The sequence below is a fragment of the Vibrio sp. Vb0667 genome (assembly GCF_033391095.1).
The window spans coordinates 1-1,243 of the sequence record NZ_JAWPOL010000246.1; the positions used below are offsets into that span (position 1 = coordinate 1).

Below are 1,243 nucleotides of genomic sequence, written 5' to 3' on the forward strand. Positions count from 1 at the left end.
TGATTGGGAGAACGCCGTTAAATTCTTTGCTCCAATTTCCCAAAGCAACAGAATCCACCCTAACTTTATCTTTCGATTTCAACACTTAGCCTTAAGTGAACATCGAGCTGCTGAAATTGCTTGTGTCGATTTGGATCAAGTCTACCGATGGGATGACGGCGAGGAAATCCCCCCTATCATTCGTAGGCTTTGGGCTCTTGAATCTGGGCGCTATCTTCCTGATGTTACGGGGTTTTCTAAGTGGGCATTTAAGTCTGGTCATATTGTCACACCAGATGGAGCTACCTACTCTGAGGGGCAACTTCGCCACGCTCTTTTTCTGTTAGATCAGGTCTTATAATTAGCTCTGTTGGGAAATAAAAATTTGGGAGCCTTGTGCTCCCTTTTTTGTTTCTCAATTGAGCCGACAAGCGGAGATATTCTTGATTTTTGTTACCTAATTCAAATCCGCGCGTCAGCTTCACAAATATGTATAAATACGTCTTCTTACATATCCCTTGGTTGTTAGCTGCAAACGACGACTGACGACGACGATGACTGAGGAGGAGGAAATAGGAGGTGCAGCGTCATCCCCGTATAGTAATACGGGGTGAAAGTACCTTGTTTTTCCGCAAAATGTCGAATTTGTGATAACCCCCTTACTGTATTACGGGGGTAAATTAAACCTATTCATGGAGCTTTGTTGTACAATTCGACAAAATGTCGAAATAAGGTAACTTATGCATCCGTCCGAGTTTAAGCGCATTCGAAAGTCTGTTTTAAAGCTTAGTCAGTCCGAATTAGGCGATAAGCTGGATCTCTCCAATGATTCGATAAGTAGATTTGAAACGGGTAAATATCCAGTCGATAAAAGGACTGAATTTGCCCTTCTGTGGTTACAGCATTTAGAACTACCCCTAGAAGCTCCTGTAACGCCTCCTGTGCAAAAAAGTGAGGTATTAGAATCTTGCTCTGTAGATCTTCTTATTTCCCCTCCTGTGCATTCTGACGACGAAAAGAGGGATAGATTTGGTCCTGTCCCTGACTCATCAAAAAGAGCCAAGGCTAGGTCTAATCGAAAAAAGAAAAAGAAAAAGCGATAGCGCTATTTGTTCTATGGTTTGTTCTATGGTTTGTTGGTGTGAACCTCTCACAGTAGGGTAGAGGAATTTCTCACAGTAGGCTTGTGAACCTCTCACAGTAGGGCATGTGAACCTCTTACAGTAGGTTTGTGTATAAAATGCACCTAGAGGTTGTGTAAAAT

1 pseudogene is annotated in these 1,243 nt (G+C 42.5%); it reads left to right on the forward strand.

Features of this window, described 5'->3' with window-relative positions:
* A pseudogene (locus tag R8269_RS24985) lies at nucleotides 1–340 on the forward strand (hypothetical protein); the annotation flags it as partial.
* Nucleotides 341–1,243: the final 903 nt, after the last annotated feature.